The organism is Acidovorax sp. BL-A-41-H1, from assembly GCF_051942715.1.
Map to the genome: position 1 here is coordinate 391,417 of NZ_JBPVJQ010000005.1, position 22,900 is coordinate 414,316.

Consider the following 22,900-nt stretch of genomic DNA (forward strand, 5'->3'; position numbering starts at 1 on the left):
AGGCGGGTTCTGCCTTTCTGGAGACCTGCAATGACCGAACCCGAACAACAAGCGCCCGCCGTGCTGGTGGAGAACATGCTGCTTTTGCGCAAAGAGGACTTCGACGAGCTGCTCGACCGCGCCGCTGAACGTGGAGCCGAGCGCTGTCTCGCCCATCTCGGCCTCGAAAACGGTCACGCCGCGAAAGACATCCACGAGCTGCGCGATCTGCTCGAAGCGTGGCGCGATGCCCGCCGTACCGCGTGGCAGACCACCGTCAAGGTCGTGACTACCGGCATCTTGGCTGCACTGCTCATTGGTGCCGCTATCAAGCTCAAGCTAATGGGCGGTGCGCCATGACCACCAAGCCGAACCTCTGCCTGCTCGACGACTGGCGGCGTGTGTTGCGGCGCGCCTGGAGCATCCGCTTTTCGCTGCTGGCGGCGGCGTTCACGGCGGCGGAAGTGGTGGTACCGCTGTTTGGCGACGTGCTGCCGCGTGGCGCATTCGTGCTGCTGGCCTTCGCTGCCAGCATCGGCGCGACCGTGGCCCGCATCGTGGCGCAGCCGGAGATGCACCGATGATCCGGCCGCCGCAAAGACGCACCGTGGCCGCACTGACGCTGTCCGCTGCCGCACTGGTCGGCATCGTGCTGCACGAGGGCTACACCGACCGCGCGGTGATCCCGGTCAAGGGTGACGTGCCGACCATCGGTTTCGGTACCACCACTGACGTGAAGCTGGGCGACACCACCACGCCGCCGAAGGCGCTGGCCCGTGCGCTGACGGATGTACAGCAGTTCGAGGGCGCGCTCAAGCAATGCGTGACCGTGCCGCTGGCCCAGCACGAGTACGACGCGCTGGTCAGCTTCTCCTACAACGTGGGCAGCCGCGCGTTCTGCCAGTCCACGCTGGCGAAAAAGCTCAACGCCGAGGACTACGCCGGAGCCTGTGCCGAGCTGCTGCGCTGGCGCTTCTTCCAGGGCAAGGACTGCGCGCTGCCAGCCAATGCGCGTCTGTGCGGCGGGCTGGCCACGCGTCGGCAGGCCGAGTACCGGCAATGCCTCGGGGAAGCGCAATGAGCCTGATTCCTTGGCCGTACCGCTGGCTGGCCCTCGTCCTGCTCGCCGCTGCACTGATCGGCTTCGGCTGGATCAAGGGCGCGGGCGACGTTCAGGCCCAGTGGGACGCCGCCGTCCAGAAGCAGGCCCTGCAGGTCGCCGCCATCCGTGAGCGGCAAGCGCAAGCCACCGTCAAGGTCGTCACCCAGTACGTCGACCGCGTCCGCGTCGTCCGCGAGAAGGGCGACACCATCATCAAGGAGGTTCCCGTCTATGTCCCCGTTCAAGCCGATGCTGCTTGCACTGTCAACCGTGGCTTTGTGCGCCTGCACGACGCTGCCGCCGCCGGTGAACTGCCCGAACCCGCCCGAGATGCTGATGCGGCCGCCGCAGGCATTGCACTCTCTGCCGTCGCCGGAACCGTTGCCGCCAACTACCAGACCTGCCACGAGAACGCCGAGCAACTGAAGGCGTTGCAGGTGTGGGTCAGGGAGATGCAAGTGACTACGAAGTGACCTGGCTGTGGTCAATGCGCAGCAACCATTCGACTTGGCGTCGCGCAGAAGCAATCACTTGACTGAAGATTCGAGCGTCGACATTCGGCTCACGATTCTCTTTGGGGAAGTCAGGCGATAAGCGCCCGCCAATCAGAACCACCCGGATCGGCGAAGTAATGTGCTTGGCGAAGTCGTGCCGGTACTCGATGGCTTGCTTGTAGTCATCGTAATTCAAGCTGTGGTCGGGGCGCTTGAACTCGATCAGCAGATACTCACCACTGAGATTCTGGTTCAGCAGCAAGTCCGGACGTTTGTCGGCATTCTTCCCCTTGTACGTCGTGTTGAGCACATCTTCAATCTGCCTCTTCAACGTGATGTTGGAGCTGAAGAGTGAATACTCTGGCCCGAACACCCACAGACTCAATTCCAGCGATTTGTGCATCGCCGCTTCGGTCGTAGCGGAATCGCGCGCCAATTCCTCCAGTTGGTCGAGAAATGTCTGTCGCGCAGCTGCTTGCGCGACAAGAAACGCCATCTCAGCCAACCCGAAGTCGTTCAAGCGATCCGCAATGGTCGCCACTTCACCCTGCGATGCATCGGCTATGTGTTCCAGCAGGATGCGGTAGTCGGATCGCTCCAATGCATCCAGCAACACGCCGACGATTGGCTCAATCTTGCTCGGCGGCTCGTCGTAGTAACGTTCGAGAATCTTCTTGATCGACCTGTCGGCGAAACTCCGCTTGTGTTCTGGCAAGCTGGCCAAGCGTTGCTGAATGGCCTTCTGCATTCGCGCTTGCGCGAGCTGGAGTTCCATTCCGTACTTTTCTTTCGCCGCCGAAATGAGGATCGGCTGAACGAAGGCTTCCACCGCCTTCAGCTTTTCGCTGTTCTCTACCAGTGAATCCCATCCGGCGGTGACGTGGTCGAGCAGCCCGTCCGCATCCACTTCACCGTACATCTTCTTCAACAGCTTCGGCGGAAAATACTCGTGCCCCTCCAGACCAAAGAAGCTGGGCGAGCCGACCGCTTTTCCACCGACGCGAAGCGTGACTCCGGGCTGGCGCAAGCCCGCTTTGCCGTCGAAGATCGATAGACGCAATTTGACGTCGCCAACGTCAAGCAGCGTCGTCTGGTGTTCCGAGTAGCTCCCTTGCACGTCATCGACATCGAGCCGCTTCTCATCCACGATAACTGCGAAATCGTCATGCCTTCCGTAGTCCTGCAAGAGCACCTGCCGCAAGCGATTTGGGTCGGGATAGGCCAATCCTTGATGTAGTTCGCTCAGCGTGATGACCGTGCCGTGCCTGTCTGGATCGCAGTCCTCACTCTGAAGGACGATATCGAGGTGCTCGATGTCCTCCACCTTGCCTATGGCATCCAGTCGTAGGACTATGCGGCAGAGCCTCCCCCGTGTGCTCGTCTCCAAGGTCATCACCGACGCAGCCATGAATCCGGCGAACTTGCCGATTCCTTTACGTCCCTTGACCTGGCGATTTTTTCCGGCGGTGCGCTCGCCTCGCGCCGAACGCCGATCTTTGGCTATGGTGAGGTAGTGCCGCCGGAGTTCTTCTTCTGTCATCCCGGTTCCATCGTCGCGGATGACAATGGGTTCGCCGCTCAAGGGTTTCGGTAGTTGGATGCTCACCTGATCCGCATCGGCATCCCAAGCGTTGTCCACCAATTCCTTCAAGGCACGCTCGGTCGATCTGTATTCCTGACTCAGCAGCGTGGCGAGACGGGAATCAACTTGGAATCGAAGATTTGCGGCACTCATGGATGGCTCCTATTGCGGTATCCGATGCAGATGGTTGTCCGCCTCGTTCACCGACTTCGCGATCAGGTGTCCACTCATGCCAGCACCCGGAAAAGTTTCTTCAAGTAGGCGCTGGCACCATCCTCCATGAACAACACGTTGCGGCTTTCCAGATCGGCCTTCTTTGTCGGGTCGCCCACGTTCAGCAGGTCGGCGAACTTCGTCGGCGAGAGAACGAAGGCATTCAAGACCAGCGGCGCTTCGCCCGCCTTGGCCTGCGCCGCCAGCGTTGTTTCCAGTGTCTTCACTTCCTTGTACAGACCCAGCTTGGGGTGCGACAGGTCGAGATTGCGCAGACCCTTCGGATCGACAAACGTCAGCCACTGCTTGCCGCTGGCGTCGTCCACCAGCCACAGCAGGAAGTCCGGATAGAAGTTGCCCGCCAACGCGAAGCCTAGGCCTTTCTCTTCCCGATCCGCATTGCGCAACAGGTACAGGCTGCGTGGGCCAATCGCTTCCTTACCTTCGCCTGAGTTGTAGAACGCCTCCAGATCGCGGACGAACTCCCATTCGCTCGGCGCGTCAAAAGCCAGCGGACGGAGCTTCAGCGGCACTGCATCCTTGTCCTCCAACGCCAGCAGCGGGTAGTACAAATGCCGGTCGAAGCTGATGGCCACCATGTGCGGCGCGTTCCATTTGCTGGCCTCGCCAATCTTGCCGTCCGCCACCAGCTTCTTCAGCACTTCCAGCTTCGCCTGATACTCCAGACCGTCGTCGCTGTTCTCGATCTCGAACTGGTAAAGCTTGAGCATCGACCCGTGATCTTCATCGATGTGGGTGATGTCGTAGAACTGGCCTTCGTAGCCCGTCTTCAAGGCCTTGTAGAAGCGGTCGGTGTAGTCCGTCAGCAGTCGCAGCAGGATGTCTTCCTGCTTGCGGATGTTGGCGAAGGTCGTCACGTTCAGCTCCGCCGCCGGAATGAACAGCGTGTACCAATCCTGCGCACCCGCGCAGAAGTCGATCAGCTTCTGCCGTTCCAGCCGCAGATTGCTCCAGCTACGCTGCAGCTTGTAGTCCTGCAACGCCAGATAGACGCGATCCCAATTGAAAGCCGGAAACAGCGTCTGATTCAGCTTGCCCTTGTTGCGGGCTTCCGTCGTGGGGGCTGTGCCCTTGTCCTTGCTGGACAGCGCTTCGACGCGCGGGTACAGGTCAAGTACCACATGGGGTGGCTTGATCTTGCCCTGGAACTGCGCAGGAATCTCGTACAGCCAAGGGAAGTGCGTACGCTTGAACCCGAGTTTCTGGTTGTCCTTGTAGCCATCCTTCAGCGCCAGGGTCTTGAGCTTGCCCTTCGGCAGGTTGGCCCTTGTCGGGAAGTCCAGTTCCAGCACTTCATCGCTGGGCGTGATGCCTTCCTCGCGCAGGTAGTCTTTGAACGCGGCCATGTAGCTGGCGCGCACGCCGAAGATGTTCAGCGCCTCCAGCTTGTCCAGATGCACGCCCTTGGGCCTGTCTTGGGGCAAGGTGCGCTTGAGCGAGAAGCCCTTGCCCTTGAGGCGCACCCCGCGCCCAAATAACTGGATGATCTGCGAACCTTCACCCTGACCCATGTTCAGCAGGCCCATCGTGGACACGCGCCAACTGCTCCAGCCTTCCGTGAATTTGCGCGAGCCGATCAGCACGTTGAGGCGGCTGTCCTTGTTGTTCAGCGTGCCGAACAGCGCGCCGCCAAAGTCGTCGCGTTCGCTGTCGAAGGCCTCGACGTCCTCCGCCATCCCGAAGAAGCCCGCATCGTCGCCGATGTTGATGAGGCCGAAGGGCTCTGCATCGCCCACGCGCAAGGCCAACTCGCCTTTGCTGCTTTTGATGTTGACCAGTTTCAAGCGCTGACGAGCCGAGGCATTGAACACTCGCAGCAGGATGTCGGCGTACAGCTCATCCACGCGACCGCCGAAGCCCATCAGGGGCGTGAAACGTCCGCTGAAGATGTTGTTGCCCTTGGCGTCCAAAATCTGCGCTTTGTCCGCAATCAGGTCGGTCAGCCAGATCTTGATCTGCATTTCGCTGTTCAGGAAATCGGCGAGGAAGTTCACCACTTCAAGGATGTCCGACTCCTCGCCTGACACCGTGTTGCCCACGAATACCCAAAGCGGCTTTTCGATGTTGAAGTCGGCAAGTGCCGAGCGGTGCGTGCTCCACAGCCAGAGCTGCTGGTAGTAGGCCAGCAGGCAGGCGGTGAAATACTTGCGCGCGTTATCCGCCTGCTCGTAGGCCTCGCCGCTCATGTTGAGGATCAGCGACTCCTTGCCGTAGCCGTCCTCATAGAAGAACTTGTACGAGTAATCGAACAGGATGCACTTGGCGTAAATCTCGCGCGTCGCAGTGATGCGCGCGCGGCGCTTGTCCTCGGCGGTCAGCGCAAGTTGCGCCTTCTGCCCGTCGTCCAGACTGCGCAGACTGGTGGTGTTGAACAGCATCTTGGCGCGCTTCTTCTGGATGTCTTCTTCCGCCGCCGCCACGATCATGCCCTTGGCCACCGCCTGCCCGAAGGTGGCCGAGTACTCGAAGGCAAAACCACCGCGCACCAGCGCATCGCGCCGTGCCATCCACGCGCCTGCCGCCGTGCCAGTACCACGGTGGCCTTCGTCCACCAACACCAGGTTGTTGCCCTCGAAGGCATCCACGGCGACGGTCTTGTCGCCCATCTCATCGCCCAGCTTGTTGATGTCGATGATTTCGATGGTGCCGCGCGCGGGTGACTGAGCCTTGTTAAAGAACTGCGAGAACCCGAAGCCGGACAGGTGCAGCTCTTCCAGATGCTGACGGCTCAACCCTTCGTTGGGCGTGAGCAGGATGATCTTGTCGGGAAAGTGATCGCTGCGCCCCGCCTGAAAATAGTGCAGGTACTGGCGGATGTTGACGTGCAGCAGCAGGGTCTTGCCGCTGCCGGTGGCATTCCAGAAGGCGATCTTGTTCAGGTCGTCCGCCTCGAAATCGCGGAACGGTTCCGCACCCGTCTCGGCGCGGTAACGCGTCATTTCCTCGTTCAGGCCATCGAGCAAGTCCTGACGGTGGTTGAAGTACCAGTCCAGATACAGCTCGGTGAACAGCAGCGAGAGGTACTGGAAGTACTTCATCTGCAGTTCGTGGCCTTCCAGCTTGTTGCGCTGGGCGGTAATGGCCTGCCAGTGGGCGACGACGTTCAAGTCGTAGCGTCGCAAGTCGGCCTCGGGCACCTTGTTGGGATCGAACAAGCCTCGGATCAGTTCGTGGAAGAACTTGGTCTGGCCGTCCTCGTCGATGCCCTCGAAGCGGTCATCGCCCAAGCGCATCTTGAGTGCCGCGAGCGTGCCGCCCTGAAAGAAACCCAGCACCCAGCGGTTGAGCACCAATTCCTGATGGAAGCTGCGCTTCTTGCCGCCGCGACTGGAACCGGCTGCGCCGCTTGCGCCCGAACCGGCGGCAGGGGTCTTGCGTGGTCGTGCCATCAGATGTCCTCCACGGAGAACATGCGCTCCAGAAACTCCGGCTCGATCTGGCGCAGCTTGAGCACGCGCGTGGCACCGCCTTCCTCGGCCGTCTGCGTCAGCACGGTGGGAATGTTGTGGTCGCCGTTGATGTAGACCACGTCAAACTCGTTGTCCGCCGGGTTGATGGCCAGCTTGTCGCAGAGCTTGCTGATGCCTTCGTAGTCCAGCACATCGCAATCGCGCCACAGAACGAGGCAGGTCTCATTGCTGGGCAGGGTTCCGGTGACCGTGACGAAGCCGCGCTGCGGCTGGGCATCGATGTGCTTTACCCGCAGGCCGATCAGGAAATTGAAAGTTTCGACCAGATCGATCTTGCGCGGCTCGAACGCGCCCGCCGAGTCCACCGCCACGTTGAGGGTGTAGTCGAAGGGCTTCCTGAAGTCCTCCACCGACAGCAACGAGCCCCGGCTTTCCACGTCCAGCACGTAGTTGAGCAGGTAGTCGTCCTTGGCCTGCTGTGGCAGGGTGTTCAGCAGATCGCCCTGCGCGGACGTACGGAGCAGTTGCAGGTTGTTCAGGGTGTCTTCGTAGCTTTCCAGCTTCAGCAGCTTGAAACAGTGCGAAATCCCAGTTTCAGGGGCGGTTGGTTTGCCATTCTTCCACTCGGCGGAATACACCACCTTCTGAATGCGGGGCTTCAGAACAGTCTCAAAATATTCGCCCTGCTCAACAACTGCATATCTGCGTGAACCGCCATCGGTCCTGTTCAAAGCAATGGCGGCGTGGGCAGTTGTCCCTGAGCCCGCAAAGTAGTCGAGAACCATGCCATCGGCAGGAAGCCAATAACTCAAGGCATCAGTCACCAGACCCAATGCTTTGGGGTAACTAAATATCTGCTCGCCAATAATGTCAATTAGCAGTTTGGTGCCATAGGTAGTAGCCGAGTAACCGGACTCGTACCAGAGAGTTTTTGGCTTTTTCCCTTCTGGTTTTCTGGTCTTCTTGACGAGTTCAAATCGCCCAGCCTTTTCGAGAATAGAAATATCCCCGGATTCGATGAATCTAGCTGCGCCATCCTTGTTGACACGCCAAATTCGCTTTTCACCCTTAGGGTCAATTGGCCAGACCTCTTCGCACCCGTCAAATGGCTCTACGCTGACCTTCTTTTGTGCAAGCGAGGCATATAGCGGGAAGTACTGCTTGGGCCGATCCGATGGTCGAGAATTGCCACCCCGTCGCCGCAGATTGTCCCAAAGGTAAAAGCCGTCAGCATCTTGTTCCTTATAAGCCTTCTCTTCCTCTGGCGTGAGTCCGCGAAGCAACATATCCATCTTGTCGATGTTCTTTGCGTACACGTGAAAGTAGTCATGCGATCGTGCCGGGGTATTTGGTCGAAGATTCTGTCCTGCTGGGTTGACCTCGATTGCAACCGTGGAAACATAGTTCTCGCCGCCGAAAACTTGCCCTAAGATTTCGCGCAGAATTCCGGATTCGGTATCATCAATCGCAACGGCGCAGACGCCATCCTCCGAGATAAGTGGGTACGACTTTGAAACACGGTTATGAATCAGTGATGCCCACGACGAATGCTTGTATTGATTCTTGTATGCGAATGCGTTCTCAGTTGTATTGTATGGTGGGTCAATATATATGTAGTTGACCTGCCTCCTGTACCTTTCGGAGATTAGATTTACTGCCTGAAAATTGTCCCCATGAATAACAACACCACCGGTCGTTGATTCAATGTCCGCGATTTCGTTTAGTAGCTTCGCCCGGAAGGGTTCTTGAAAGAGCGCTGTATCAAGCATCAGATATGGGTTCGCCTTCAAGTCATCGATGGACCCCGGGGTTTTCGTGGTTCGCATTCCAAGCCCGTGCCACTGCTGCCACTGCTTCTCATTCGCCGCTATTTCTGTATAAAGCGCCTCGGGCACCCGATCCAGCGTGATGCAGTAGTGACTGGAGACAACGAACTTCTTTTTCAGCCACAGCTTCTTCTGGAAGTCTTCCAACTGGGCCAAGAAAGTGATCAGCTCCAGCGCGATGCTGCGCAGGCACTGGATCATCCGAAGGTTCTTCTCGATGTCCGCGAACGCGCCCGCGTTCTGCACGTCGTCGAGATGCATGACTTCGTTCTTGACGTAGAAGTCCAATTCGCGCCGGAGGAAACCACCCAGATCCTTGTGGATGAAGTAGTCCGCCGTGTTCTTGGTGGTGTAGTCGCTCAGGTGCTTTTCCAGCAGGGTGCGCTGCGGGCTCTTCTCCGTAGGCGCGCGGTTGCCCAGGGCCAGCCAGCGGGCCTTGACGGCGGTGTCCGCCAGCACTGCCTCTACGGCCTTGGTGACCAGCGCCTCCTGCTTGGTACCTTTGGGCTGGGCGGCGTACTCGAAGCGGATGATCAGCTCCTTGTTGCCGTCACTGCCCGATGCTTCCTCCACTGGCACCAGTTCCTCTTCGTATTCGTCGCCGTTTTCATCCACACGGGTGACGGTTTTCGCCGCCACCAGGGCAAATCGACGCTCCTTGTCGTTGTCCTTCCGGTTGTCCTTGGCGGTGTCGGCGGCGGCGAGGCGGAAATGCACCGTGCGGCCGTCTTCGATCTTGAAGCTGTAGTTGCTGAAGTTCTCGCCGCTCTTGGTGTAGTACTGATCCTTATTGGCCCAATGCAGCATCACCTCTTCGCCCGCGTAGGGGATGGCGTAGGTGTCGCCCTTGTAACGGCGCTGGCTGATGAAGTCGCCTTGCTCGTAGTAGCGGGAGAAAAAGGCCAGCAGGTGCGAGAACACGGCATTTTCGTGTTCGCTGCTGCCTGCGGTGGCATCCTTCAGCTTCGCGCGCAGTTCCTGCACCTTGGGCACGGCGTCGGGGCTGACGCCCAAGGCTTGGGCGTTCTTCTCGGCATCCTGCAGTTCAGCCTGCAATTGCTGCGCGCTGGCGGCGCTGCCTGCGGAGAGGGCTGCCTGCACCTTCTCGGCCAGCCGGTTTTGCAGGTAGTCGTTGATCTCGCCCGCACGCGCGTTGAGGATGCGGTAGATACCGAAGTCCAGTTCCGGGCGGTCGATCTGGAAGATCTCGCGCAGCTTGGCGACGAGCTCCTGGAATTTGGGATTCTGTTTGTTGGTCATGGGTTGCCCTGATCTCGGGATTTCTGATTCTTCGAAGGATTTGCGTTTCAGGTGACCTGCCAGCGCACGCTGAACAGGGTCTCGTGGCTTGTTTTTTCTTGCAGGCGCTGCTGGAGCGAGGCAATCAATTCGTCGCGCTTGGCGATGATCTCGTCCTCGACGGCGAAAATTTCCTGGCGCAGACGGCGTTGCTTGCGCTCCAGCTCAGACAGTTCGCGCTGGATGCCATCCTGCTCCTGCAAGGTCGCGGCCTTGCGGGCGTCGCGCTTCAACTGGGCGATGCGCGCCTTGGTGTTCTTCAGGGCTTCCTCTGCGGCCAGCAGCTTGTCGTCGGCCCAGCGTTCCAGCTTGTCGCGTTCTTCATTGAACAGGCGCTGGTTGGCCTCCAACACCTGGGCAACGGTGGCGGCGACCGCGCGCTGGCTGTTGGCCAGCAGGGCCTCGGGTACGGTGGTGCTCAAAGGAGTGGGTTTGCCAGCTGCTGGAATGGTCATCAGCCTTTCGCACGTTTCCTGATCCAGCACCTGACCATCGTCGGTGAGGCCGGAGAACAGCAGCGCCTCGGTGGTCTCGAAGGCGGTGACTTCCAGCCGGGCCAGCGTCAGCCAGCCGGCCATACCGCGTAGTCTCTCGATGACGGAGACGCGCGCGCCGTGTTTGCCGTAGTCGAGCTTCAATGTGGCGACGGGCGTGGCCGCGTTCAGGCTGGCATCAATGCTCCATTCCCCCAGCGGGTGGCTGAGGCGGTAGGCGTGCGCCAGCATGTCCGGCTGCGCCGCACCACGAATGAGCTGATAGCGACCTGTGGCGATTCCAGTTGGCGGCGTGCTCAGAGAAAACGCGTAGGACTGCTCGTCGAAGCGCGCGCGGCCGTCCAATGCAAAGCAGGTGACACCCCAGAACCAGCGCCCCAGCTTGTCGAGCCGCGCTTCGGCGTCTTGAAGACGCAGCTTGAGGCGGTCGTGAACGTCCTCATCGAAGTTCTCCAGCAATTGGGACTGGGTGTCTTTGATGCGGTCGGCGATAACTTCTTCCAGCTCGGCTTGCAGGGCGTTGAAAGCGGCTTCGATCTGCTCGGGCTGGCGACAGGTGTCGTAGATCTGGAGGATGCGTTTCTCGAAGTCGAGGCCGCCTTCAATGCGACCCAGCACTTCATCGCTTGCACCGAACACGCCGGAGAACAGGTTGAATTTTTCGGTGAGCAGTTCCAGCACACGCTGGTCAGCCTGGTTGCGGGTGTTCAAGAAGTTGATGACCACCACGTCGTAGCGTTGGCCGTAACGGTGGCAGCGGCCAATGCGCTGTTCGACTCGCTGCGGGTTCCACGGCAGGTCGTAATTGATGATCAGCGCGCAGAACTGCAGGTTGACACCTTCGGCAGCCGCTTCAGTGGCGATCATGATTTCCGCGCCGGTGCCGTCGTCCTTGCGGAAGTAGTCGATCAGCGCGGTGCGGCGATCCACCTGCGGCGAGCCGGTGACGCGATCCGTGCCTTTGTACTCTTCGAGCCAGCGCTGGTAGATGACGGTGGAGTCTTCATGATTGTTGGTGCCGCTGAACAGCACCAGCTTGCCCGCGTGGCCGTTGGCTGAGAGAAAGCGGTGCAGGTACTCCTGCGTGCGCTTGGACTCTGTGAAGATGATGGCTTTGCGCGGCGCGCGCAGCTCGGCCATCTTGCTGAAGCCCAAGCCGAGCGCCTTCAGTAGCGCCTGCGCCTTGGTGTCGGTTTGCAGCGCTTGCGCGGCATCGACGAACGCGGTCAGCTCCGCGATCTCGGCGCTGATGGCAGCGCGGACGGCATGAGCGTCTTTTGCAGCGCCCGTCTTATCGTCTTCCGCTGGCGCGGGCGTAGGGGCTTCGGCGTCTTCGTCGGCCTCGCTGGCTTCCTCTTCCAGATAGTCCTGCTCCAGGTCGTCCTCGGCAATGAGCTGTTCGACCAGTTGGCTGCCGTCGTCTTCCGTTTTGTCTGCCGTGAGCAAGCCCTGCAGGCGCTCGCGGATGGTGACCAACGTGGCAGCGACGGCGTGCGAACTGGAGGCCAGCAGCTTGCGCAAGATCAGTGCCGTGAGATGGCGCTGCTGTTTGGGCAGGGCGTAGGAGTCTTCCTTTTGCAAAAACGCCGAGATGCGCTCGTACAGCGCCTGCTCGTCGTCGGTGGGATTGAACGGCTGGGTGAGCGCCTTGCGCTCGGTGTACTTGATGTACTCCAGCACGTCGCGGCGCAATGTGCGTTTGGCGAAGCTGGCAAGACGCGCGCGCAATTCGTCCAGGCCCGTCCCGCTGTTCATGAACTGCTTGCGGAAGGCCGTCTCATCGCCGAACAGGTGCTCGTCGATCAGCGTGGACAGGCCGTACAGCTCTATCAAGGAATTCTGCAGCGGCGTGGCGGTGAGCAGCAGCTTCTTGCGGCCTTGCAGTGCGCGCTTGAGCGCCTGCCCGGTGCGGTTGCTGGCGCGGTGCGCGTTGCGCAGCTTGTGCGCTTCGTCGATGACCACCACGTCCCAGGGCACGGCACGAAGCTCGGCTTCCAGTTTGGCGGCGAACTGGTAGGACATGATCACGACCGCCTTGCCGACCAGCCGTTGCAGTGTGGCGAGCATGTCGCCAGCGGACTGCTTCCGCAGAGAAACGGCATCCACCACGGTGGTGGGCACGGCGAACTTGTCGTGCAGCTCCTGCGCCCATTGCTTGCGCAGGCTCGCCGGGCAGATGACCAAGAGCCGACGGCGGCGCTCAGCCCAGTATTGGCAAACCACCAGCGCGGCTTCGATGGTCTTGCCCAGCCCCACCTCGTCAGCCAGCAGTACGCCTTCCTGCAATGGGTTCCGAAGGGCGAACAGCGCCGCCTCGATCTGATGCGGGTTCAGATCGACGCTGGCATCGAACAGCGATTGGGAGAGGCGATCTACGCCATCGGCGGCGTGTCGCCGCGTTAGCTCGTGGGCGTAGTACTTGGCGTGGTAGGCGGAGATCAATCGGTTCCCTCCGCCTTCTTCGACTGGTCGGCTATCCAGCCGTCGATGTCCGTTGCCCGGAAGCGCCATGTCCCGCCGACTTTGAAGGCCGGTATTTTCTTGGCTGCCGCGAGTCGGTAGATCGTCCGCTCCGTGACCTTCAGGTACTCGGCGACTTCCTTGATCGTCAGGATTCCGCTTTCGCTGGTGTTTTTGGGCATGGAGTGGGGCCAGTCGGATGATTGGTAAAGGACGACAGGATAGTGCAAAATTTTCCAACTGGCGACCAAAAGCGACCGAACTCGGAAGGTTTGTCTCCGACTTGGTAGGGGATGGGATGGATTGCCTCAGTCAAGCTGAGTGCGACGCGCTTGCGCACGGCCCCAGGCGCGGGTGGCCAAATCGTCGAATCCACGCCCCCAAGGCGGAGGCGTTACTATCTGTCTCGGATTACGGACGCGGGTTCGGTTCCGTGTTCCACCACCACCATAACGTCCAAGGGCGTTCACTGAAGTCCAGTGAACGCCCTTTTTCTTTGGAAAATCAACAGGTTACGGTGCAGGGAGGTCTAAGGATGTCTAACCACATCCAAGGCCAAGTGGGGGAACACAAGGGGGAACACACTGAAAAAATCGTAGACTTGAGGTGATTGTTCCCCCATTCTCCTATGGAGGAGCGCTTTCATCACCTCTGGATGTTCCCCCATGTTGACCGATGCACATTGCAAAAACGCTCGTTGTTCCCCCACCCTGAAGCGTGAGCGGCTCTCTGATTCAGGCGGGCTTTACTTGGAAGTTAGCCCCACGGGTTCCAAGCGCTGGTTCTGGAAGTACCGTATCAACGGAAAAGAAGGGCGAATGGCACTGGGCAGTTACCCATCTGTCGGATTGACTGCCGCCCGCAAGGCGCGTGACGCTGCGAAGTTGCAGAAGGCTGAGGGCGTAGATCCGGTCAAAGCACGCAAAGTGGAGCGACTGAAGGCGAGTAACCCTGCTGGGGACACCTTCAAAGTGGTCGCGTTGGAGTGGTATGCGAGGCAGAAGGGCCAGTGGAGTGAGGGGCACGCAGAGCGCTCACTTCGCCAGTTTGAGCGTGATCTTTTTCCATGGCTTGGCGAGCGCCGTTTGGCCGATATCGAGCCCGTTGAATTGCTCGCTACTTTACGAAAAGTTGAAGAACGCGGTGCCGTCGAGACTGCAGACCGGGGATTGATGCTGGCACGCCAAGTGTGGCGCTACGGCGTGGCCACAGGTAGGGTAGGGCGTGACATAACGGCAGACCTCAAAGGAGCGCTGTCTCCATACCGAGGGCGCCACTTTGCAGCGATAACTGATCCTGAGAAATTGGGTGAGTTGCTTCGGGCCATTCAAGCCTATCGAGGAGGGCCCATCGTTCGTGCAGCACTCCAACTTGCTCCTTTGCTATTTCAGCGGCCTGGAGAGTTACGCGGTGCAGCATGGGCTGAGATAGATCTGGAAGCCGCAATGTGGACGATTCCCGCAGCGCGTATGAAGCGTGGGAAGGAGGGGAAGGAGCATGGGGCGCCGCATCTGGTGCCATTGTCTAGACAAGCTGTGGCCGTTTTGCGCGACCTACAGCCTCTTACAGGACGCGGAGTCTTGGTCTTTCCGGGAGAGCGCAACCACGCGCGTCCTATTTCTGAGAATTCAGTGCGGACTGCCTTAATCTCTATGGGCTACACGGCAGAGATTCAGACTTGGCATGGTTTCCGTGCAACAGCTCGCACGATGCTGGCTGAGCGCTTAGATTGCGACCCCTTGGTAATCGAGGCGCAACTTGCTCATGCAGTCAAAGATGCGAACGGGAGGGCATACAACAGAACGCAATATCTGGATCACAGGACGCGGATGATGCAACTATGGGCTGACTATCTCGATCGTCTCCGTAACCTGTAGCGATCATATTTCGCCGCGAGGTGCCTCACTATAGCTTGCGTATCGGCGCCGGTCTGTAATGGCGCTAATGGAGTGGCACGCCCCATTTCCTCTGGTGACGTGTGAATCCATGCAAGACAAGGCTTTTGATTTAATTTTATCAATCGGATGGGGGGAGTTTGATTTGCTTCCGGCGTTTTATTTTTTCTTCAATGTGAATTCTGTTTTTGTATTCAGATTCAATAATTGATTCAATTATCTCTGAGCGTGAGAGATAATATTTTTTGGCGAGTTCGTCGAGTTTTGCAATTGTCTCATTTCTGAGGATGAAGTTGTGCTGCTTCGAATCCGTCGCTTCCTCCCTTGCTTTCTTTTGATTCCATATTTTTCTTGCACTTGAGCTAAGTGCTTTTTTCTCAATTGTTGAAAAATTCGATCGCAAGAAATATATCAAAAGCTGCTCGTATGTGTTAATTGAGGAGGTGGATGGGAGAAATGGTGATATTTTGCCTTGTAGCCATTCTCGAAAGAAAATAATCTTAGATTCGGCGTCATTATTTTTCATCCATTCAAAAGCCTTATCTTCTTTCTGTTGAATTAACCAGAGTCTGCCTAGTTCCTTTATTGTGTGTAGCGGGTTATAGAGAGGGTTCGAATTGTAATAGATCGATCTGAAGTATAGATAATCAATTATTGCCATGCTGCAAGACTTTGTTTCCAAATCCGCTGGAATATGCATGATCAAATTCCATGATTTGTTGCCTCGCTCTAGGTATTCGAAGTTGTATTCTGATTTTTCAATAACTCCTAAAATTTCTTTAATCCAGCAGTGCTGATAATTGTTGTCTGTAATCCACTGAAAAATATCGTCTGGTAATATGCTGTGGTGTATGTACGATTTTAATTGTTCGTTAAGTGTTGTATTTTTTGTAAGATATTCTCCATAACTTATCCCAAAATAGTTCGAATATTTTTTCGCTGGACTGTTCTCGTCCTGTACCAAACACATATGAATGAATAATCTTATGCGTTCCGTTATGATGCTATCTATTGCTGTGTTTTTTGGTACATCTGGATCATTTATTGCCATATTTTATATTTCCTTAATGAATAGAAGTGATATTGAAAGATTTTAGAAGAACTATACAAGTTCCATTGAGGTACTCAAGGCGGCTTCTAGAAGAAACATAGGCTAAAGATAGATAGATTCTTCACTTGTCAGTCTCTGGAACATGGGTTAAAGCGTAGCCGACTGACTGTTCTGATCACAATGGATGATGTACCGGTTGCGTTAGATCTTCGGGGAATGACGTTCTTGGGTTTGCGCTGTTCAAGTGCTACATCCTAGGTAGTCAGCGCCAGTCCGGTCAATTTTCGTTCATGGCTCAGATCACCATGCGCTGACACCAGTCACCACGTAGCTAAATCCAATGAAACTCGGCATAGAGCCAATGTCGGTCGTGATAGACAACTCGGTTGGCCATCTTGATACACCGACTGGCCTAGTTACGTTATGGGTCGCAGCGTGACGCTTCTCGCTACTGGAGTTAGTTGGGTGGCTTCAGCGCCTGCTGATGCCTTGTCTATGACCCTACGCATGAGCGTCGCCTTACGCGGGGGGACTGATGTAGACGATTTGCCTGATGATCCTGGCTTGCTCCGGGGGGCATGCCGTAAGACTCTCTGTGCATCTGTTAGAGGCGGCCAGGACGCGATCCATGGTGAGTACGCGCAGGTCGGCACAGTCAGTCACCACGACTCGGAGGACTTCGCTGAAGCAGCATTTCTGCGACAGTGTTTCTCGCTTTGCCAGGACTTGCCGAATCATCTCCCCCAGCTCTGCTGCAGTCGCAGCCTTCCTTGCGTAGTACAGGCATTCTGATCGACGGCGGCATTGTCAACCGAGTTGGTAATGGATTGAGTGGTAACGATGGTCTCAGGTCAGAGTCGAATTGACGTCCGGATTTCACGAACGAATTCGATCGTCCGTTGTGTGATTGGGGAGGAGGGCTTTCCTCTTGCTAGACGCTTGCTGGCGGTATGAAAAAAATACCGTAGTCAGGGATGCTTTGTACTAACAGCGCCGGAGTGCAAAGCATGCAGATTTTAAGATTGCCTGAAGTTTCAAGGCTGACCGGATTGCCCAGGTCAACAATCTACCTCTACATCAAGAACAATCAATTCCCCAAACAGATAAAACTGGGTGCACGCTCGGTTGGATGGGTGAGTGGCGAGATAGAGCATTGGTTGCATGCACGTGCAACCTTGAGGGAGATTTAAGCCTTACCCTATTTTTCCAGAGTAACTTGGTCTGTAAGAACCGTGAACTTATAAGGTAAAGAGGGCGCCGAAGTGTGGATTTGGTGCTTTTTTCCTTATGTGTTAATTAGGTATTGGTATTATAAATATATAAGATGCATGCAGTGGTAGGGTTGCACGTGCAATGCTACTTTGTTCTTGTTAATGTTTTATATGTCGTGCGAGGTGTAGATATGAAAAACACTCTTGGAGTAAATAAGAATCATCGACTTCACCTGTCTGGTGACTACAATTCAATGCCCTTGGTTTCTCAGTGCTATCCATTCGTGAGTAGTTATCTTGGTGTACTAAACGAAGTGATCGCTAAGGCACTTGAGCAATACTCAAAGGTGTTTGCCTTTAGGTGCGACCTACGTGTTCCTGAGTGTATCGACGCAAAACCTGATGTCTTCAACAATGACGTGATATCCAGATTTATTGAATCACTGAAGGCTAAAATCAAGCATAACAGACAAGCAGTCGCCAAGGAAGGGGCGTACGCTCATGACACGAAGGTGCGGTACTTCTGGGTGAGGGAAGTGGGAGAGCAAGGGCGCGTTCATTTCCATGTGGTCATCTTGTTGAATGGCCATGCTTTCAACTGGCTTGGCACTTATGGGGCGTCTGGTGACAATATGGCTAATCGAGTGTGTGCGGCATGGTCCAGTGCATTGGGTCTAGCCATTGAAGATGGTAGACCGTCGGTTCACTTCCCGCAGAGTCCGTCCTACATGCTCTTTCGGGGCGACCCACAATCCGTGGACGCGTTCTTCCAGCGTGCAAGCTACTTGTGCAAGGTATCGACCAAGCACCATGGCCTCGGCCACCATAGTTACGGTGGCAGTCGGGGTTGACTCGCCGGTGCCAGAGGGTGTCAGGGTGACTCCCCAAGATGCCAGTTCGTGCTGCCTCTATGGTGTGCATCGCTCCTACTTTTATGGATCAGCGAGTGGACATGCACTCCATCGCAAGTTTGTGTTGTTTCAATGCTGCAGCGCACTTCCTGGCAAAAACTCCACCCCCGTGCGTTTCACCAGCTCCTGGTAGCTGATCGGCCGCACCACCGTCTCCCCTTCACGGTTCTCTTGCCAATGCGCCCAGGCCTTGTTGGTCGTTGCGTCGTACACGAGCTTGTACAGATAGGTCGGCACCTTCACCCCGTTGACTCCAATGCGTGGTCCCGCATCTGTGAACACCGGCCCGGTGATCACAAACACATCCCCCTTGGCCCGCTTCACATAGTGCCGCGTGTCCTGCTCGATCTTGTTCCAGGCGCCCCCGTTGTGCTGGGCGTTTTGGGGGACCATGTTCGCCAGGCTGAAGCTCTGCGCCATAGAAGTGGGTGTGGCCATATCTCCCGCCGGCGCCATGTGGCCTCGGGAGTAACCTGAGTTCTTGTAATCCTCCAGCTCAGCCCGCTCCCCACTGGGCAGGCGCGCATCCGCGAAGAACCGTTTGGCCCGTTTCTCATCGGCATCCTCGATGAGTCTGCGGTTCAGGCGCTGGGCTACAAACACCGGTGTCTTGGTGGTACCGGAGTGCAGCACCGCAAAAGCTTCATAGCAAAGCTCGCGCAACTGCGGCCGGGGCGTAATGGAGGGTGGTATGCCATTCGCAAAGAACTGCGGGCACTGCGCAAAGGAGGTGGGCTCGGGCGTGAGCAGGGCCGCACTGTCGAACTGCGGAAACCGTGCCCAGGAAAGATTGGGGAGAGCAACGCTGGCAAGAGACAGGGCCAGCACAACTGCCAGGCGCACACGGCCTGGCCAAGAGAACAAACGATTCACAGAATGAGCATTCAGGTCGAACAAAACGGAGCCCGATTGGAGCACCGTTCACCTATCGCTTTGGGCCCGAATGCTCGGAACCCGCAGGGTTTTACAGCTGCTTGCAGAGATGGGGGCCGCAAACAGAAAGGGCCCCCAAAGGAGCCCTTTCTGCCTGCCCGCCCCTGCGGCTCAGTTAACACTTCCCATGGCAGCAGCACCCGCAAATGCAAAGCGCCACCACTATGGGAAGTCCCGCAACTGCTTCAAACCAATCTCAGCAGTTGGTCTGCCAAATTACATGGCGCTGAATTCACCCGAAGGGATCTGGCCGGTGCGCACAGCTTCAGCGGCCTGGGCACGCACTGCAGCGCGGTCGGCGGTGGACTTGTAGGTCACCACGCGCGAGCCTGCGGGTTCCATGCTGTGGGTCTTGGCTTCCACTACAGCTTCGGCTTGCACTTCAGCGCGGGTGCGGTTCGTGTCGAACTTCAGGGCAAATTGCGAGCCATCGGCTTCGTCAGCATGGGCACCAAAAGCGGCGAATGTAGCAACAGCAGCGACGGAGAGGAAACGAGCGGTCTTGTTCATGATGAAAATCCTTGAAAGTTAAAAAGCGTCTCAAAAAAGCCGGGTCAAAAACCATTCCTGAACCGGGTTCGGTGAGTCGCCTTGCGGGTTCGGCTCATCGATGGGATTAACTGTACGCCGATGGTGTTCAGGGAAAAACCACCCAGTCGCAAACTAACTGTTCCAGTATTGAAAACAATCTCTCGGCGCTTTCATACGCCGAATCTCCGTGCCTTCGCATCTCATTCAGCCGACCGTCAACCCGCCTTCAAGACCTCCAAAAACTCCCGTGCATTGAGCTGGCTCTTGTCCTCCATGCAGTTGTTGAACACTGCATGCGGATACCGCACCGACCGCGCAATCGGGCTGTATCGATGCGCCAGAGCCTGCAACTCTGCGGAGGTGTACGCATAGTCAAACCGCTCGGCCGCTGATTTGGCAGGCATCCCATACGCCACTGCATTGCGCCCATGGAGCCTGAGCAGTGCATGGTCGGGATGGGTGGTCTCCCAGATCGCCGGAACACTGTGCGCTGAGCCTTGCGGCCCATCCACGATGGTGTGGACCAGTCCCAGGTTCCTGAGTAGGCCCAAGGTGTCTGCCGTCACCGCATCGTTCTCCCACCAACTCGGATGCCGGAACTCAATGCTCAAGGTGTGACCCGGCAGATGCTCCAGACAGTGCTCGATGTGGGCCATGGCCACTGGGTGGCGCACCACCTTCGGCGAGAACTGGAAGTGCACAAGACCCAGCTTGCCGTTGACCTGCAACGGCACGAGGCAGGCCACAAAGCGTTTCCAGAGTTCCTCCCGAAACTCCGCCGCCATGTCCTTGTAGACCATGCGCCGACCAGGCCCCAATGCCTCCTTGATGTCCTTGGGCAAAACGTCTGTACTGGTCCACTGTCCAGTGAACAGGCTGAAGGCCTTCACGTTGAACACAAACCCAGGTGGGGTGCGTTCTGCCCAGTGCTGGGCCGTGGAGACCGCAGGGATGGCGTAGTAGCTGGTATCCACCTCCACCAGGTTGAACTGCGAGGCATAAAAGCGCAGCCGCGCTTCGGGTGTCTTGGCCGTGGGCGGATAGAACTTGCCGCAGTCGAGCAAGGTCTTGTCCGACCAGGACGCGGTCCCGACCAAGGGATTGAAGCCAAAACTGTGGGGGGCGAAAGAGTGCTCCATGGGGAGGCCTCCTTGGGTTCATCCTACATGCGTATCTGTGGCAAAAGCTGTATATTCATCCAGTATTCAACCACAGGAGAAGCAGCGCCATGCAAGTCATCGAATCCACCTATGTCGTCACTCTGCGCGACTACCCCGAAGAGATCCCTGCCAAGGAGCGCATTGCCGCAGAAACCCGGTATGCCCAAGCCCTGGAAAAGCAGCTCGGCGGCCCCGAGCAGGTGGCGGCCGCCCTGGACACCATGCACAGCCTGGAAGAGTCGCCGCCCGAGGTGGTGTCGCCTGGTGACCTCACTTTGCTCAAGGCCTGGGGCAAGGCCAGTGCGGCGGCCAAGCAGGCGGGGTTCAGGGACCTGGGGGAAGGGGAGGGGGCGTACTTTGAAGTGCGGAGGGTATGAAGGTAGAGATCCGCTACCGCTGGCGGGTGAAGTCAGCCAATGGCCGATGGTTCAACACCCGGCATGCGGCTTCTGAAGAGACGATTCGTAAGCAGCATCCAGAGGCGGTGGCCATTGAGGGTTCTCGTACCGAGCAGATCATCTTGGACCAACCCGCCGAGTTATTGCAGGCGAGGTTGCACCGCTACAAGCCCTGCCCATCGGTGCTGATCTGGCCTTGCGAGATACCTGGGCAGAACGGTCGCATCTTGCTGTTGGGCGAACCCGACCACTACACCATCGAGCAAGTTGGTGAGGAATGGGTGGTGATGCAGAACGAGACCGTGCTCATGTACCGTGGACCTGGGCCAGTGCGGATTGAGAGAGCGCCATGACGACCGAGCCATTGTGGAACTACCCAACGTTGATGTGTACCCCGCCGGGTAGAGCCGGTGGAGTGTTCCCTGCGGAGACAGTGCTGCCGCTGGAGGCTGAGGCGTATGCGGTGACCCAAGAAGGGGAGATGTGGCGGGTGACGGTGAAGCACTCGGGGGATTTGCTGTATGCGGGGCCGGGGCCTGTGGTGTTGGTGGAGTCGCCTGCGCCGTTTTGAGTGGCGAACAGAGCGGAGTGTTTGGTGAGGCTGCTGCCGGATGGCGGACCGCTTTGCAGCGGTTGCCGTCGCTCGTCCTGCCGCTATGGAAGTCCGCTGACGATCTCTCATCGGTCGTTCGGAGTAGTGGGCCATATTTTTGGATGGAGATAGAGAACACCAATCTATTAGCTCCTCACATGGCTTGCGCTTTCAAGCCAGCTTAAGCAGGTCCGCGAGGTCCATAGGCGGCTCGATAAAACGTTAAGAGCCTCTTAGCATGCAACTCGCCAAGCATGATCGCATCGGCATAGCCTTACATGCCTTGGCGACTGCCGCTCTCGATCTTGACGCCCGGTTGATTTTTGCGAATGGGCTTGACCTTCTCGTCGTGACAAGGTTCATAGTCAAAACATGAATCAACTGAAGGAGGCTCACATGGTCCGTTTCAATGTTCCTGACATGACGTGCGGTGGTTGCGCCCAGCGCATTCGTCGAGCAATAGCTCAGGCCCCAATGCCGGCGGGTGTCGAAGTAGAAATCGATGTGGCCGCGCGGCAGGTCCGCGTTCCTGGGCAAGCCGAAGACGACACTGTGGAGCTTGTTCGCTCCGCAATTGAGCGTGCCGGATACAAAGCAGACGCCGTGGTGGGGACTTCATCGGGCCGAACAACCGGTGGCTGCTGCTGTGCGTCTCGGTCCACAACCTCTGTTGATGTGAATCAAGGCGCTGCGAACCGTACGTCGTCATGCTGCAATTGAACCTACAAGGAGACCATCATGCGTCTGAATATCGTCGCTGGGCTGTTGACAACCCTTTTCGTGGCGGGATGTGCCATCGCGCAATCTCCAAAACCTACGGACGAACACGCAGGCCACCACCCCGGTGATGCGCAGAGCGGTGGCGTAGCCACCCAGTCTGCCCCGACAGCTACTACCCCGCCAGCACCGGACGCCTTTGATCGTCAGATGAAGGCGATGCAGGAAATGCACAAAAAAATGCAGGCGGCCAAGACTCCCGCCGAACGTTCTGCTCTGATGGACGAGCACATGAAGCTCATGCAGTCCGGCATGGCCATGATGGGTGCTGGTAATTCTGGTGGCATGGGTATGGGGATGATGCAGCAAGGGGCGCAGGCCAAACCTGCCGCACCTGCAGCCTCTGGAAACTCGGGCATGGGAGGCGGCATGATGGGCATGCACGCTCAAATGGAGCGCCGCATGGCCATGATGGAACAGATGATGCAAATGATGGTGGACCGCCAAGCGGTCATGCCATCCAAATAGCCCCCCCGCGAGCGTCCTGAGGGGCGCTCGCCACAAAATCTCATTGAGATTCTGTAAACCACCTTCCTGAATCGACCAGCGCAAGGCGTGTTT

At 57.6% G+C, this 22,900-nt stretch carries 21 protein-coding genes; 12 read left to right on the forward strand and 9 right to left on the reverse strand.

Going from position 1 to position 22,900, the window contains the following annotated elements; translation table 11 throughout:
* Window positions 1-30 precede the first annotated feature (30 nt).
* The 4 genes from ACTPOI_RS12925 to ACTPOI_RS12940 are packed head-to-tail and all read left to right on the forward strand — an operon-like array spanning window position 31 to window position 1,554.
* Complete coding sequence (locus ACTPOI_RS12925) at window positions 31-339, forward strand: DUF6127 family protein (RefSeq protein WP_440109402.1); 309 nt, start codon at window positions 31-33, stop codon at window positions 337-339.
* Window positions 336-563 (forward strand): hypothetical protein, encoded by a 228-nt coding sequence (locus ACTPOI_RS12930; RefSeq protein WP_440109403.1) that lies wholly within the window; start codon window positions 336-338, stop codon window positions 561-563. The genes ACTPOI_RS12925 and ACTPOI_RS12930 overlap by 4 nt, the downstream gene beginning before the upstream one ends.
* 23 nt (window positions 564-586) lie before the next feature.
* Window positions 587-1,060 (forward strand): lysozyme, encoded by a 474-nt coding sequence (locus ACTPOI_RS12935; protein ID WP_440109405.1) that lies wholly within the window; start codon window positions 587-589, stop codon window positions 1,058-1,060.
* Complete coding sequence (locus ACTPOI_RS12940) at window positions 1,057-1,554, forward strand: hypothetical protein (RefSeq protein ID WP_440109407.1); 498 nt, start codon at window positions 1,057-1,059, stop codon at window positions 1,552-1,554. The genes ACTPOI_RS12935 and ACTPOI_RS12940 overlap by 4 nt, the downstream gene beginning before the upstream one ends.
* Here ACTPOI_RS12940 and ACTPOI_RS12945 read toward each other — a convergent pair.
* The 5 genes from ACTPOI_RS12945 to mads1 form a co-directional block, all read right to left on the reverse strand.
* The gene (locus tag ACTPOI_RS12945) at window positions 1,544-3,310 is read right to left on the reverse strand and encodes an ATP-binding protein (RefSeq protein WP_440109409.1); all 1,767 of its coding nucleotides are present in this window, start codon (window positions 3,308-3,310) and stop codon (window positions 1,544-1,546) included. The two genes, ACTPOI_RS12940 and ACTPOI_RS12945, sit on opposite strands and share 11 nt — an antisense overlap.
* A 74-nt stretch (window positions 3,311-3,384) precedes the next feature.
* Window positions 3,385-6,780, reverse strand: a complete 3,396-nt coding sequence (locus ACTPOI_RS12950) for a DEAD/DEAH box helicase family protein (protein ID WP_440109411.1) — start codon at window positions 6,778-6,780, stop codon at window positions 3,385-3,387.
* On the reverse strand, window positions 6,780-9,887 hold the full coding sequence (locus ACTPOI_RS12955; protein ID WP_440109413.1) for a site-specific DNA-methyltransferase: 3,108 nt from the start codon (window positions 9,885-9,887) through the stop codon (window positions 6,780-6,782). The genes ACTPOI_RS12950 and ACTPOI_RS12955 overlap by 1 nt, the downstream gene beginning before the upstream one ends.
* Before the next feature lie 47 nt (window positions 9,888-9,934).
* Window positions 9,935-12,931, reverse strand: a complete 2,997-nt coding sequence (locus ACTPOI_RS12960; RefSeq protein ID WP_440109415.1) for an SNF2-related protein — start codon at window positions 12,929-12,931, stop codon at window positions 9,935-9,937.
* Window positions 12,859-13,062 (reverse strand): methylation-associated defense system helix-turn-helix domain-containing protein MAD1, encoded by a 204-nt coding sequence (mads1, locus tag ACTPOI_RS12965; RefSeq protein WP_209421958.1) that lies wholly within the window; start codon window positions 13,060-13,062, stop codon window positions 12,859-12,861. The genes ACTPOI_RS12960 and mads1 overlap by 73 nt, the downstream gene beginning before the upstream one ends.
* Window positions 13,063-13,545: 483 nt before the next feature.
* Here mads1 and ACTPOI_RS12970 point away from each other — a divergent pair, with 483 nt between their 5' ends.
* On the forward strand, window positions 13,546-14,757 hold the full coding sequence (locus tag ACTPOI_RS12970) for a tyrosine-type recombinase/integrase (RefSeq protein WP_440109418.1): 1,212 nt from the start codon (window positions 13,546-13,548) through the stop codon (window positions 14,755-14,757).
* Window positions 14,758-14,896: 139 nt separating this feature from the next.
* Here ACTPOI_RS12970 and ACTPOI_RS12975 read toward each other — a convergent pair whose 3' ends face one another.
* Window positions 14,897-15,826 carry a hypothetical protein gene (locus tag ACTPOI_RS12975; protein WP_440109420.1) on the reverse strand — a complete coding sequence of 310 codons (930 nt, stop codon included), beginning with the start codon at window positions 15,824-15,826 and terminating at the stop codon, window positions 14,897-14,899.
* A gap of 1,007 nt (window positions 15,827-16,833) precedes the next feature.
* On the opposite strand from ACTPOI_RS12975, the gene ACTPOI_RS12980 reads away from it, so the two are divergent.
* Together ACTPOI_RS12980 and ACTPOI_RS12985 are read left to right on the forward strand one after the other, a co-directional pair.
* A complete protein-coding gene (locus ACTPOI_RS12980; protein WP_440109422.1) occupies window positions 16,834-17,016 on the forward strand; it encodes a helix-turn-helix transcriptional regulator in 183 nt (60 codons plus the stop codon).
* Window positions 17,017-17,228: 212 nt separating this feature from the next.
* Window positions 17,229-17,888, forward strand: coding sequence for an inovirus Gp2 family protein (locus ACTPOI_RS12985; RefSeq protein WP_440109424.1), 660 nt, complete (start codon window positions 17,229-17,231; stop codon window positions 17,886-17,888).
* 129 nt (window positions 17,889-18,017) lie between these two features.
* On the opposite strand, the gene ACTPOI_RS12990 is transcribed toward ACTPOI_RS12985, so the two are convergent.
* The 3 genes from ACTPOI_RS12990 to ACTPOI_RS13000 form a co-directional block, all read right to left on the reverse strand.
* Complete coding sequence (locus ACTPOI_RS12990) at window positions 18,018-18,845, reverse strand: DNA/RNA non-specific endonuclease (RefSeq protein WP_440109426.1); 828 nt, start codon at window positions 18,843-18,845, stop codon at window positions 18,018-18,020.
* A gap of 252 nt (window positions 18,846-19,097) precedes the next feature.
* On the reverse strand, window positions 19,098-19,391 hold the full coding sequence (locus tag ACTPOI_RS12995) for a DUF4148 domain-containing protein (protein WP_440109428.1): 294 nt from the start codon (window positions 19,389-19,391) through the stop codon (window positions 19,098-19,100).
* Window positions 19,392-19,627: 236 nt separating this feature from the next.
* Complete coding sequence (locus ACTPOI_RS13000) at window positions 19,628-20,551, reverse strand: DUF72 domain-containing protein (RefSeq protein WP_440109430.1); 924 nt, start codon at window positions 20,549-20,551, stop codon at window positions 19,628-19,630.
* Between the two features lie 89 nt (window positions 20,552-20,640).
* Here ACTPOI_RS13000 and ACTPOI_RS13005 point away from each other — a divergent pair, with 89 nt between their 5' ends.
* The 5 genes from ACTPOI_RS13005 to ACTPOI_RS13025 all read left to right on the forward strand — a co-directional run bounded on the left by ACTPOI_RS13005 (window position 20,641) and on the right by ACTPOI_RS13025 (window position 22,807).
* Window positions 20,641-20,949, forward strand: coding sequence for a hypothetical protein (locus tag ACTPOI_RS13005; protein WP_440109432.1), 309 nt, complete (start codon window positions 20,641-20,643; stop codon window positions 20,947-20,949).
* The gene (locus ACTPOI_RS13010; RefSeq protein WP_440109433.1) at window positions 20,946-21,323 is read left to right on the forward strand and encodes a hypothetical protein; all 378 of its coding nucleotides are present in this window, start codon (window positions 20,946-20,948) and stop codon (window positions 21,321-21,323) included. Before ACTPOI_RS13005 ends, ACTPOI_RS13010 begins: the two co-directional genes overlap by 4 nt.
* A 477-nt stretch (window positions 21,324-21,800) precedes the next feature.
* Window positions 21,801-21,938: a hypothetical protein gene (locus tag ACTPOI_RS13015; protein ID WP_156391310.1), complete on the forward strand. Its 138-nt coding sequence runs from the start codon at window positions 21,801-21,803 to the stop codon at window positions 21,936-21,938.
* A 20-nt stretch (window positions 21,939-21,958) separates the two neighbouring features.
* Window positions 21,959-22,282 (forward strand): heavy-metal-associated domain-containing protein, encoded by a 324-nt coding sequence (locus tag ACTPOI_RS13020; RefSeq protein WP_015012964.1) that lies wholly within the window; start codon window positions 21,959-21,961, stop codon window positions 22,280-22,282.
* A gap of 18 nt (window positions 22,283-22,300) precedes the next feature.
* Window positions 22,301-22,807, forward strand: a complete 507-nt coding sequence (locus ACTPOI_RS13025; RefSeq protein ID WP_015012963.1) for a hypothetical protein — start codon at window positions 22,301-22,303, stop codon at window positions 22,805-22,807.
* Window positions 22,808-22,900 lie beyond the last annotated feature (93 nt).

Excerpts from the sequence above, each read along its gene's own strand:
- ACTPOI_RS12925 (WP_440109402.1), top strand. The coding sequence starts at position 31 with ATGACCGAACCCGAACAACAAGCGCCCGCCGTGCTGGTGGAGAACATG.
- ACTPOI_RS12930 (WP_440109403.1), top strand. The coding sequence starts at position 336 with ATGACCACCAAGCCGAACCTCTGCCTGCTCGACGACTGGCGGCGTGTG.
- ACTPOI_RS12940 (WP_440109407.1), top strand. The coding sequence starts at position 1,057 with ATGAGCCTGATTCCTTGGCCGTACCGCTGGCTGGCCCTCGTCCTGCTC.
- ACTPOI_RS12945 (WP_440109409.1), bottom strand. The coding sequence starts at position 3,310 with ATGAGTGCCGCAAATCTTCGATTCCAAGTTGATTCCCGTCTCGCCACG.
- ACTPOI_RS12950 (WP_440109411.1), bottom strand. The coding sequence starts at position 6,780 with ATGGCACGACCACGCAAGACCCCTGCCGCCGGTTCGGGCGCAAGCGGC.
- ACTPOI_RS12955 (WP_440109413.1), bottom strand. The coding sequence starts at position 9,887 with ATGACCAACAAACAGAATCCCAAATTCCAGGAGCTCGTCGCCAAGCTG.
- ACTPOI_RS12960 (WP_440109415.1), bottom strand. The coding sequence starts at position 12,931 with ATGGCGCTTCCGGGCAACGGACATCGACGGCTGGATAGCCGACCAGTC.
- mads1 (WP_209421958.1), bottom strand. The coding sequence starts at position 13,062 with ATGCCCAAAAACACCAGCGAAAGCGGAATCCTGACGATCAAGGAAGTC.
- ACTPOI_RS12970 (WP_440109418.1), top strand. The coding sequence starts at position 13,546 with ATGTTGACCGATGCACATTGCAAAAACGCTCGTTGTTCCCCCACCCTG.
- ACTPOI_RS12975 (WP_440109420.1), bottom strand. The coding sequence starts at position 15,826 with ATGGCAATAAATGATCCAGATGTACCAAAAAACACAGCAATAGATAGC.
- ACTPOI_RS12980 (WP_440109422.1), top strand. The coding sequence starts at position 16,834 with ATGCAGATTTTAAGATTGCCTGAAGTTTCAAGGCTGACCGGATTGCCC.
- ACTPOI_RS12985 (WP_440109424.1), top strand. The coding sequence starts at position 17,229 with ATGAAAAACACTCTTGGAGTAAATAAGAATCATCGACTTCACCTGTCT.
- ACTPOI_RS12995 (WP_440109428.1), bottom strand. The coding sequence starts at position 19,391 with ATGAACAAGACCGCTCGTTTCCTCTCCGTCGCTGCTGTTGCTACATTC.
- ACTPOI_RS13000 (WP_440109430.1), bottom strand. The coding sequence starts at position 20,551 with ATGGAGCACTCTTTCGCCCCCCACAGTTTTGGCTTCAATCCCTTGGTC.
- ACTPOI_RS13005 (WP_440109432.1), top strand. The coding sequence starts at position 20,641 with ATGCAAGTCATCGAATCCACCTATGTCGTCACTCTGCGCGACTACCCC.
- ACTPOI_RS13010 (WP_440109433.1), top strand. The coding sequence starts at position 20,946 with ATGAAGGTAGAGATCCGCTACCGCTGGCGGGTGAAGTCAGCCAATGGC.
- ACTPOI_RS13015 (WP_156391310.1), top strand. The coding sequence starts at position 21,801 with ATGCAACTCGCCAAGCATGATCGCATCGGCATAGCCTTACATGCCTTG.
- ACTPOI_RS13020 (WP_015012964.1), top strand. The coding sequence starts at position 21,959 with ATGGTCCGTTTCAATGTTCCTGACATGACGTGCGGTGGTTGCGCCCAG.
- ACTPOI_RS13025 (WP_015012963.1), top strand. The coding sequence starts at position 22,301 with ATGCGTCTGAATATCGTCGCTGGGCTGTTGACAACCCTTTTCGTGGCG.